This window comes from Actinomadura miaoliensis (genome assembly GCF_039536785.1).
Taxonomy (GTDB): Bacteria; Actinomycetota; Actinomycetes; order Streptosporangiales; family Streptosporangiaceae; genus Spirillospora; species Spirillospora miaoliensis.
Map to the genome: position 1 here is coordinate 877,975 of NZ_BAAAZG010000001.1, position 9,649 is coordinate 887,623.

At 73.1% G+C, this 9,649-nt stretch carries 10 protein-coding genes; 3 read left to right on the top strand and 7 right to left on the bottom strand.

Features of this window, described 5'->3' with window-relative positions:
• Window positions 1–176: 176 nt before the first annotated feature.
• Window positions 177–593 (bottom strand): hypothetical protein, encoded by a 417-nt coding sequence (locus tag ABD811_RS04055; RefSeq protein ID WP_344940848.1) that lies wholly within the window; start codon window positions 591–593, stop codon window positions 177–179.
• A 198-nt stretch (window positions 594–791) separates the two neighbouring features.
• On the opposite strand from ABD811_RS04055, the gene ABD811_RS04060 reads away from it, so the two are divergent.
• The gene (locus tag ABD811_RS04060) at window positions 792–2,141 is read left to right on the top strand and encodes a helix-turn-helix domain-containing protein (RefSeq protein WP_344940851.1); all 1,350 of its coding nucleotides are present in this window, start codon (window positions 792–794) and stop codon (window positions 2,139–2,141) included.
• Window positions 2,138–2,695: a GNAT family N-acetyltransferase gene (locus tag ABD811_RS04065; RefSeq protein WP_344940855.1), complete on the top strand. Its 558-nt coding sequence runs from the start codon at window positions 2,138–2,140 to the stop codon at window positions 2,693–2,695. Before ABD811_RS04060 ends, ABD811_RS04065 begins: the two co-directional genes overlap by 4 nt.
• Window positions 2,696–3,100: 405 nt before the next feature.
• Here the strand turns inward: ABD811_RS04065 and ABD811_RS04070 are convergent, their stop codons facing one another.
• The 4 genes from ABD811_RS04070 to chrA form a co-directional block, all read right to left on the bottom strand.
• Window positions 3,101–4,168, bottom strand: coding sequence for an NAD(P)H-dependent amine dehydrogenase family protein (locus ABD811_RS04070; protein ID WP_344940858.1), 1,068 nt, complete (start codon window positions 4,166–4,168; stop codon window positions 3,101–3,103).
• Window positions 4,165–4,980, bottom strand: a complete 816-nt coding sequence (locus ABD811_RS04075; RefSeq protein ID WP_344940861.1) for an SDR family oxidoreductase — start codon at window positions 4,978–4,980, stop codon at window positions 4,165–4,167. Before ABD811_RS04075 ends, ABD811_RS04070 begins: the two co-directional genes overlap by 4 nt.
• Before the next feature lie 71 nt (window positions 4,981–5,051).
• Window positions 5,052–6,002 carry an ornithine cyclodeaminase family protein gene (locus ABD811_RS04080; protein ID WP_344940864.1) on the bottom strand — a complete coding sequence of 317 codons (951 nt, stop codon included), beginning with the start codon at window positions 6,000–6,002 and terminating at the stop codon, window positions 5,052–5,054.
• Between the two features lie 16 nt (window positions 6,003–6,018).
• Entirely contained in the window at window positions 6,019–7,203 is a 1,185-nt protein-coding gene (gene chrA / locus ABD811_RS04085) for a chromate efflux transporter (protein WP_344940866.1), read from the bottom strand.
• Window positions 7,204–7,790: 587 nt separating this feature from the next.
• Between chrA and ABD811_RS04090 the strand changes: the two genes are divergently transcribed.
• Entirely contained in the window at window positions 7,791–8,546 is a 756-nt protein-coding gene (locus ABD811_RS04090) for a S1 family peptidase (RefSeq protein ID WP_344940870.1), read from the top strand.
• A 46-nt stretch (window positions 8,547–8,592) separates the two neighbouring features.
• Here ABD811_RS04090 and ABD811_RS04095 read toward each other — a convergent pair whose 3' ends face one another.
• Window positions 8,593–9,330: a thioesterase II family protein gene (locus ABD811_RS04095; RefSeq protein ID WP_344940873.1), complete on the bottom strand. Its 738-nt coding sequence runs from the start codon at window positions 9,328–9,330 to the stop codon at window positions 8,593–8,595.
• Between the two features lie 103 nt (window positions 9,331–9,433).
• Entirely contained in the window at window positions 9,434–9,643 is a 210-nt protein-coding gene (locus ABD811_RS04100) for an MbtH family protein (protein ID WP_344940876.1), read from the bottom strand.
• Between the last annotated feature and the right edge of the window lie 6 nt (window positions 9,644–9,649).

The window sequence follows — 9,649 nt, forward strand, 5'->3', positions numbered from 1 at the left end:
CATGTCCGGCCGCGATGCCCAGACCGTCCACGCCCCCGTGGCGTGCGAGGCGGCGGCGGGGACGGGAGCTGCCCACCGCCGTACGCGCCGCCGCCGCTCCCCTTGCGGGGAGGCGGAGGTGGACACGCCGCCATGACCCCGCCAACGGCGTCGGCGTGCCCACCGCCTGCCGGGCGTCATCGCGACCGCCCGAGCCCGTGGTTGATGAGTTTCCGGTCGATCAGGTCGGCGACAGACCCGATCGGCCAGCCGCCGTCGGACCGGTACTTGCCATCGCTGCAGGTGATGACGCGTTCACCGCCGTGCGGATCGCAAATCGTCAGCGTGGTACCGCGCACGCGACCCCCATGGCCGCGCCGACGCAGCGCCTCGGCGAGCCTCCGCAGCAGGATCTCCGCGTCGGTGCGCGTAAAGACCTCCAGAGCCGCGCGCAGCTCCCGGGCCGACGGCGTCGACACGGCGGTGACCACCAAAGCACCCAGCCGAACGCCGCCAGAAGGGACACGCTCAGCCACCCACCGGTCGCCGTCCAGGCGGACTTCCCAACCGGGGAACGCTTCTTCGAGCGCCGTTATCGCCTGAGCTACGCTCATGGCAGTCCGTCCCCTTTCGTCCGGCAAAGCCCCTGGAGTTCCCCGTTGTTGCCGCAGCGGGCCGGGGGCCGTTTTCGTCGCGCAGCCCTCATGCAAGCGCACCCCTGCTTACGCTGGAACCCGCTGTCCGCTGTCCATTCAGGTGGGCAGCCGCCGGACAGCACGGCATCCCGAGACAAAACGGGTACAGGTGAAGCGATGACCTTCGGCGAGAAGCTGCGCGCGCTCATGGCCGAGCGACAGATCAGCCAGCGCAGACTGGCAGCCATGGTGCCCTGCGACAATGGGCACCTGTCGAAGGTGGCAAACGGGGTGAAGCGCCCATCGCCCGAACTGGTCGAGCGGCTTGACCAGCTCCTCGGCGCGGACGGGGAACTGATAGCACTCTCGGCCGAACCGCCAGAATCGCCAGGTCAGGTGCCCACCAGGCGCCCTTCGTCGGATCAGGTGGCTGACCCGGCGGCGAGGACGCCCGGCGGGCAGGCGGGTAGCGTGAGGCTATTGGGCCCCGACTTCGCCGAGGACGAATTGAGACGTCGCATCTTCCTTGCCCTGATGGGAGCCGCCGCTGCGAGGCGTCTCGCAGAGGAGGCCGAGCCCCTTCGCCTTGCTTTCAATGGCGCGCTCACCTCCGAGCCCACCGAGCGCGACGCCGACGCCTGGGAACGGGTCGCCTACGACTACGCCTACGAAGTGGGGCTTCTCCCCGCCCCCCAGCTTCTCCCCGAACTGCTGGCGGACTTCGACGAGATCAAGGTCCTCGTCAAACAGTCATCAGGAACCATGCGAAAACAGCTTGTGGTTTCCTCCGCCAAGCTCGCCGCACTCACCGCGATCACGTTCATCAACCTCGGCGATCCGCGTGGCGCGCGCCGCTGGTGGCGCACCGCCGCACGTGCCGCTGACGAGTCGGGGAATCATCCTCTCGCATCTCTGATGCGGGGGCGCCAGGCGGTCTTCTCCTTGTATGAGCCGCGACCGAACATGTCGATCCTCCGGGTAGCCGAGGAGGCGATCGAGATCGGGCGCGGTACACCGTGCGCCGGCGTCGCCAGTGGATACGCGGCCAAGGCGCAGGCGCTGGCCACATGGGGCCGCCACGACGAGGCGAAAGTCTCGCTGGAAAATCTCAAGAGAGTCTTCGACGGATTGCCCGACTCTGTACGTGACGACCGGTCAACGCAATGGGGTTGGTCGGAGCAACGCTTGTACCACGTCGCCAGCCACGTTCACACTCTCGCAGGGGACGTCAAGCAGGCCACCGAAGCCCAGGACACCGCGCTCACCTTCTACCCCGAGGAGAACTACCAGGGTCGTAGCCAAATCGAGCTGCACCGGTCGGGCTGTTTCATCCGAGCCGGAGACGTCGACACGGGCGCGCAGCACATGGTGCGCACCTTGGAGCGGCTGCCCGTCGAGTGCAGCGCGGACGGTCTGCTTCTGCGCACCGCATTGAGCACCCTGGCTCTGGCCTCTCCGAAAGACGCCCGCCGGCCAGCGATCCGGGAAGCGTACGAGATGCTCGCGATCACGACAGGAGACCGATGACCACGCGCCCCGACCTGACCTTCGCCCGCCATGACGCCGCATCAGCCGAGGCCATCCTCGACGAGGTGATCGTGCCGCTGTACGAGGCCAGCCACGCGGACGTGATCGACAACCCGTTCTACTCGGCCGAGCGGTTCGCCGAGCGGGTCCGCGGCTACCTCAAGGCGCCCGGGTTCGAGATCGTCGTCGCCTACGTGTCCGGCTCTCCGGTCGGACAGGCGTTCGGGTACGCACTCCCGCAGACATCGCGGTGGTGGGAAGGGTTGACCATGCAGACGCCCGAGGAGGGGTTCACGGTCGAGACCGGCACGCGGACATTCGCATTCAACGAGCTGATGGTCGTGCCCGAGTGGCAGGGGAAGGGTGTGGCGCACGCGCTGCACGACGAACTGCTACGCGGCCGCCAGGAGGAACGGGCGACGCTGCTAGTCCGCGAGAACAACACCTCAGCGCAGACCGCGTACGCCCGGTGGGGCTGGCGGAAGGTGGGCAAGCTGCAACCATACCCGGACGCACCTCACTTCGACGCCATGGTGCTGCCGCTCCCGCTCTAGTGGACGACCGAGACAGACATCCCCGTCCGCCTCGGCTCCCTCTTCGGTCGTGCACACCCGGCGCCCCGCCCTGGACGAGCTTTGCTCCGGGCGGGGCGCCTTGGCGTTCATGTCACCCGTCTGCTGGGAGGAGCCTCTCGGGTCCCCCCTCCTCCGCCTGCCCCTCGGCGTCCGGGCCGAGCAGCCACCGCTCGCTGATCCGGTTCTCGTCCAGGGGGCGTTCCGGTTCCCTCGCCCGACGACGGGCTTGACCTTGATCTCCGTGAGCAACCCGCGACCCGCCGCATGACGGGCATGCTGCCCCGGTCCACTGAGAGGTGGGCAGGACAAGCGGCAACAACGGATGATCCGTGTTCGACGTGACCGGCAGGCGGGGCGGTGGCCTGTTGGTCGCGTTGGGGGAGGTCATCGGGTGATGTTGCGGGTGGTGATGAGGGGGAGGTCTAGGGCGGTGAGGAGGCCGGGCGGGGCTTGGACGACGGCGGGGACGGCGTTGACGAGGCGCATGGCGGTGGCCTTGAGGCCGGCGGTGTTGTGGTCGCCGTCGGTGCCGAGGAGCCGCAGGTCCAGGGTGTAGTTCGGCTCGCCGCGGACCTCGACGCGGTAGCAGCCCGCCCCGGCGGGCCGGGGCCAGTCGGGGGCCAGGTCGTCGCGCAGACGGGTGACGTGTTCGAGCACGACCACCGGACGGCCCCCGCGCAGCCCGCGCACCTCGAAGCGCAGCGCGGCCGCCGTGCCCTTCTCGATCGTGCCGGAGGCGATCTGGAAGGTCTCCGGGGCGGGGACGCGGGTGTGCCACTCGGTGACCTCGTCCAGCTCGATGCCGAGCCCGGCGGCCAGCTGACGCACCACGCTGCCCCAGGCCATGGTGAGCACGCCCGGGTGCAGCAGCATCGGCGTCTCGTCCAGCGGACGGCCGAAGCCCATGATGTCGAACAGGACGGTCGGCTGGTCGTAGGTGGCGTAGTTGAGGATCTCCATGCAGCGGACCTCGTCGACGCGCTCGCTGATGCCGGTCAGCGCCAGCGGCAGCGTGTCGTTGGCGAAGCCGGGGTCGATGCCGTTGACGAAGATCGACGCGCCGCCCGCGGCGGCGGCCTCGCGCACCGGCCGCGACATCTCCGGCGGGACGACGCCGTCGGGGAACTGCAGGAACACCGGGCTGCTCGACACCACGTTCACCCCGGCGCGCAGGATGCGGCACAGGTCGTCGAGGGCCTCGGTGAGGCGGACGTCGGCCATCGCGGTGTAGACGACGCAGTCGGGGCGCAGGGCGAGGGCCTCGTCGGCGTCGCCGGTCGCGGCCACGCCGAGGGCGCGGCCGAGCCCGGCCAGTTCCCCGGCGTCCCGGCCGACCTTGGCGGGGCTGGACACCCAGACCCCGGCAAGCTCGAGGTCGGGGTGGCCGGCGATCCCGGCGATGGCGTGCCGGCCGACGTTGCCGGTGCTCCACTGGACGACGCGGTAGGTCATCGGGACTCCTGGGGGGCCGGGGGGCGCAGGTCGGGCAGGCCGAGGTCGAGCTGGGGACGGTCGATGCCGCCGTCGACCTCCAGCACCTTGCCGGTGACGTACGCGCCGGCGGGCGAGGCGAGGTAGAGAACGGACGCGGCGATCTCCTCGGGGTCGCCGATGCGGCCCAGCGGCGTGTTGCCCTCCATCTGGCTGCGCAGCTCGTCGCTGGTCATCACGATGTCCAGGGCGGACGTGGCGACCGACCCGACCGCGATGGCGTTGACGCGCACGCGCGGAGCCAGGTCGAGCGCGGCGACCCGGGTGTAGTGGGCCAGGGCGGCCTTGGCGGTGCCGTAGGCGAGGAAGCCGCGGCCCGCGACGCGGCCCATCACCGAGGAGATGTTGACGACCGCGCCGCCGTCCGCCGCCAGCAGGTGCGGGACGGCGGCGCGGGTGAGCGCGTGCGCGATCCCGACATTGAACTGGAACGCGTTCTCGAGATGGTCGTAGCCGGTGTCCAGGAAGGCGCGCGGCAGCGCCCCGCCGACGTTGTTGACGACGATGTCCAGGCGGCCGAACTCCGCGGCGGCCCGGTCGGCGAGGGCGGCCGCCGCGGACAGGTCCGACAGGTCGGCCGGGACGACCACGGCGCGCCGTCCCGCCGCCTCGATCTCGGCGGCGACCTTGCGCAACTGGTCCTCGGTGCGGGCGGACACCAGGACGTCGGCACCGGCCTGGGCCAGCGCCACGGCGGTCGCGGCGCCGATGCCGCGGCCCGCGCCGGTGACCACGGCGACCTTTCCCTCGACTCGGAAGCGATCCAGGATCACGGGCGTCACCTTCCGGCTGCTCGGCTGCGGCCAGCGTAAGCCCGATGTAGAACGTGTTTCAATACGGTGGTTCAGGCGAGCAGGTCCACGGTCGTTCCGACTCCGGCGTGCGCGGCGGCCCGGTAGGCGGCCCACGACAGGGCCAGGTCCTGCCAGGGCAGGCCGACGGGCGCGTAGACGGTGATCTCGTCGTCGCCGCCGCGGCCCGCCGCACGGCCGCACAGCAGGTCGCGCAGGGTGGTCGCGGCGCGCAGGACGGCGGGGGCGGCCCCGGCGAGCACGCCCATCCGCGTGGCGAGGTCGATGTCGTCGACGACCACGCGGGCGCCGTCCAGCAGGTCGGCGGACAGCTCGGCCTTACCGGGCTCGTCGGCGCCCAGCGAGGTCAGGTGGGTGCCGGGCGGCACGTCGGCGGCGTGCAGCAGCGGCCGCCGCGCCCAGGTGGCCAGCACGACGATGCCGGCGGCGCGGGCGGCGGCGCGCGGCTCGGCGGCGACCGACGCGGGGACGCCCAGCGACGCCCCGTGCCGCTCGGCGAAGCCGGTGGCGCGGACCGGGTCCAGGTCGCAGACGGTGAGCTCCTCGATCGTCCGCAGCGACGCCAGTCCGCGCATCACCAGCTCGGCCTGGGCGCCGGCGCCGACGACGGCCACCGTGCGGGCGTCGCGGCGGGCCAGCGCGTCGGTGCCGAGGGCGGCGGCGAGGCCGGTGCGCCAGGCCGTCACGGTCGCCGAGTCGAGCAGGGCGAGCAGCTCGCCGGTGCGCAGGTCGTGCAGGCACACCACGCCGCGCAGCGCGGGCCGGGAGCCGGGGAACTTGGCGTTCACCTTCACCGTGTAGGCGGGGATGCCCTCGACCAGCCCGGGGATGAGCACCGTCGCGCTGCCCTCCGGCAGGCCCGTCACCACCCTGCGGGGCGCCGTCTCCGCCGGCGGCGCGGTGAATCCGTGCCGCAGGACGGCCAGGCAGTCCGCGGGGTCGAGCAGTCGTTCCAGGTCGGAGCGGGTCAGCAAGAGCGTCACCCGGCTCATTGTGCCGTCAGCCGGTGGGCAGGCCGGCGAGGGCGGCCAGGACGCCGACGCCTCCGGCGGCGAGGAGGGTGCCGACGACGCCGCGGCGCAGCACCGGCAGCCACAGGAGTGCGGCGGCCAGAACGGCGACCTGCCACAGGTGCTCCAGGGCCAGGCCGAGTGTGATCGCCGATCCGCCGATGGCGCCGATCACGGCGGGGCCCGCGCCGTCCAGGAACGCCTGGACGGCGTCGCTGGAGCGCAGCCGGTCGAATCGCGGCGCGCCCGCCAGGACCAGCGCGAACGACGGCGCGAACGCCATGACCGACGCCAGCAGCCCGCCCGCGAGCCCGGCGGCGGCGTAGCCGACGACCGCCACGGTCTGCACCACCGGGCCGGGCGTGATCTGGCCGAGCGCCACGGCGGTGGTGAACTGGCCCGCGCTCATCCACCCGTGGTCGCCGACGGCCTCCGACTGCATCAGCGGGATGATCACGAAGCCGCCGCCGTACGACAGCGCGCCCACCTTGAACGCCACCCACGCCAGCCCGCCGAGCGTGCCGAGCCCGGCCGGCCCGCCGACGCCCGGGACGGCCAGCAGCAGCGGCAGCGTCCGCGTGTCTGGGCGCGGCCGTGCGCGTACGGCGGCCTCGGCCAGCCCGCACGCCAGCAGGAGCAGCACCAGGTACGGCCCGACGGTGACGGCGGCGACCGCGCCGAGGAGCAGGTAGAGCGTCCAGCGCGTCCGGCTGCGGGCGCGGTCGCGGCTGGCGGGCAGCAGGTCCAGCGCCGCGTGCACGGCGACGGCCGCCACCGCCGCCCCGGCGCCCGCCGCCGCGCCGTGCACCCATGCCGGCGTCCGCCCCGACAGGAACAGCGCCGCCAGCGCCAGGATCAGCAGCAGGCCCGGGACGATGAAGCACAGCCCGCCGACGAGCGCCCCGGGCGCGCCGCGCAGCCGCCACGCGCAGAAGATCGCCAGCTGGGTGGACGCGGGGCCGGGCAGCAGGTTGCAGGCGGCGATGCCGTCCTCGAACTCGGCGGGGCTCAGCCAGCGCCGGTCGCGCACGCACAACCGGCGCAGCAGGGCGATGTGCGCGGGCGGCCCGCCGAAGCCGACGCAGCCGATGCGTCCCCATTCGCGGGCGATCGTGAGCAGGCCCACCTGCGGCGGCGGGGCGGGGCCGCGGCCGGGTTCACTGGCGCCGGTCACGCACCGAACGCTACTGGGGCCGGGGCGGACGCCGGCGGGCGCGGTCCCGGCGGGCGTCGTGGTCCGCTGAACTCCTCATCCTGCCCGGCGGCCGGAAGACCATCCCGCACCCAATCTGCCAACGAATCTTCCGATATTGGGCACTTTCTCGTCTTTCCCCGCTCTTTACGGGTCTTTCACCATGGCCGGTGACCTCCGGCGCGCCACACGGGTGCGCCCAATCCCCACTGGAGGCTCAGTGAAGATCCGTCACCCCCGTATCAGGGGAACCGCCGTCGCCGGGACGGCCGTCGCGCTGGGCGCGACCGCCCACGCCGCCGTCCCGGCCGCGCACGCCTCGGCGGGCGGCGCCGCGACGGCGACGGCCGCGACNNGCGCCGTCCGCCACCGCGGCCCAGACCCGGCAGGCCGCGACCGCGAGCACGCTGACCAGGACGCTCGGCGCGCGAACGGCGGGCGCGTACATCGACAGGGCCACCGGCGAGCTGACGGTGACCGTGACCGACGCGGGCGCGGCCGAGGCGGTGCGCGCGGCGGGCGCCCGGCCCAGGACGGTGCCGCGCGGCGGCGACGACCTGAGGAAGGTCATGTCGGCGCTCAAGCACGACGCCGCCGTCCCGGGCACCGCGTGGGCCGTGGACCCGGCCGCGAACCAGGTGGTGCTGTCCATGGACCGCACCGTCACCGGCGAGCGGCTCGCCAAGGTGCGGGCGGCCGCCGCCGCGCAGGGCGCCGCGGTGCGCACCGAACGCGTGGACGGCGAGTTCCGCCTGTTCACGGCGGGCGGCGAGGCCGTCTACACCAACGGCGGGCGCTGCTCGCTCGGCTTCAACGTCCGCCGGGGCTCGGAGTACTTCTTCCTGACGGCCGGGCACTGCACCGAGGCCGGCACGTCGTGGTTCTCCAACTCCGGGCTCACCGCCAAGCTCGGCGACAACGCGGGCAGCAGCTTCCCGGGCGACGACTACGGGATCGTCCGGTACGCGGGCACGCCCGCCGACACGCGGGGCACCGTCAGCCTCTACGGCGGCACGCAGGACATCACGCAGGCCGGTGCGGCCACCGTGGGCCAGCGCGTCACCCGCAGCGGCAGCACGACGCAGGTGCACGAGGGCGAGGTGACGGCGCTGGACCAGACCGTCAACTACGCCGAGGGCACCGTCACGGGGCTGATCCGCACGACGGTGTGCGCGGAGCCGGGCGACAGCGGCGGTTCGCTGTTCGCCGGGTCGACGGCGCTGGGCCTGACGTCGGGCGGCAGCGGCAACTGCTCGTCGGGCGGCACGACGTTCTTCCAGCCGGTGGGCGAGGCGCTCAGCGCCTACGGCGTCGAGGTGTACTGACCGGCGGCGCGGCGCCTCTGATCCCGTGCCCGGTGCGGGCGCGGGGTCAGGGGCCCGCGGGCACCGCGAGGGCGCGCTGCACCTCCGCGATCACCTTGTCCCGCTGCGGGACGAGGTAGAAGTGGTCGCCGGGCAGCACCTCGACCCGGAACGCGCCGTCGGTCAGCTCGCCCCAGCGGGGCACCTGGTCGGCGGTGACGCGGGAGTCGGCGTCCCCGATCAGCGCCGTCACGGGGATGGTGAGCCGCGTTCCGGGACGGTGCTCGTACTCCTCGACCAGCCGGAAGTCGTTGCGCACGTACGGCAGTACGAGCTGGCGCAGCTCGGGGTCGCGCAGGGCTTCGGCGTCCGAGCCGCCCAGGGTGACCATCTCGGCGACCAGGCCGTCGTCGTCGAGGTGGGAGAAGCGTTCGTCGTCGCGATCGTGCGGGGCGCGCGCGCCGGACACGAACAGGTGCACGGGGGCGGTGCCGCGTTCCTGCAGCAGCCGGGCCGTCTCGTAGGCCACGACGGCGCCCATGCTGTGCCCGAACAGCGCGGCGGGACGGTCCAGCAGCGGCGCCATCGCCCCGGCGATCAGGCGGGCGAGCTGGTGCGCGTCGTCGACGAACGGGTCGGCGAGGCGGTCGGCGCGGCCCGGGTACTGCACCGCCTGCACCTCGACGGCGCGGCCGATCCGCGCGGCCCACGGGCGGTAGAACACCGCCGATCCGCCCGCGTGGGGGAAGCAGAACAGCCGCAGCGACGCCCAGGGGCGGGTCTCGGCGCAGCGGAACCACGTCACGTGATCAACTCCTCGTCCTCGGCCGGAGGCGGGCTCACGCGAGGATCGTACGGCAGCGGCCGCGGCGGCCTCCGGCGCCCGGCCGGACGCCGCGCGGGCACGGCTAGTCGCCCATCGCCTCGGCCAGGCTCCTCGGCCGCATGTCTGTCCAGTGCTCGGCGATGTGGTCCAGGCACGCCTGCCGGGTGTCCTCGGTCTTGGCGACCGTCCATCCGGCGGGGACCTCGGCGAACGACGGCCACAGCGAGTACTGGCCCTCGTGGTTGACCAGGACGAGGTAGGTGCCGTCGGGGTCCTCGAAGGGGTTGGTCATCGGTTC